General features: G+C 63.5%; 1 protein-coding gene. It reads right to left on the minus strand.

Translation table 11 applies throughout. From position 1 onward, the window contains the following. On the minus strand, nucleotides 1–407 hold a 407-nt coding region (locus KJQ96_RS38750), incomplete at its 3' end, for a BA14K family protein (protein WP_213291193.1). Nucleotides 408–449 lie beyond the last annotated feature (42 nt).

The raw sequence follows: 449 nt of genomic DNA on the forward strand, positions 1-449 counted from the left end.
CGGCAAGAATGCGTCTGGCCGTCGTAGCCTCGGTAAGTCCCGGACGACGGATTGTAGGTGCGGAATTGGGTGCAGACCATGACCACGGTCCGCTCGCGCGGCTTGTGGGCTGCCCTGGCCGGTTGCACCGGTTCACTGTGCTCTGCCCCTTTGCTTTGGACAGCGCTTTTTGATTGCTTGGCGACAGATTTCTGCTTCAAGGCGGGCTTCTCGAGCGCAACCGCTGGCTTTTCCTCGGTAGGAGCCGGCTTCTGCCCGACGACCGCAGGTTTCGCGTCCGGGACGGCCAGCTTCTGCGGCGCGGCCGCCGGCTTGTCCTGCACGACAGCTGGTTTCTCCTCCGTGGGCGCCGGCTTCTGCTCTACGATGGCAGGCTTATCGTCCGTTGCAGCCGACTTCTCCTCCATCGCTGCGGGCTTGTCCTGCGCGATTGCTGATTTCTCCTCCAC

It is taken from the genome of Bradyrhizobium sp. sGM-13 (assembly GCF_018398875.1).
Lineage (GTDB): Bacteria > Pseudomonadota > Alphaproteobacteria > Rhizobiales > Xanthobacteraceae > Bradyrhizobium.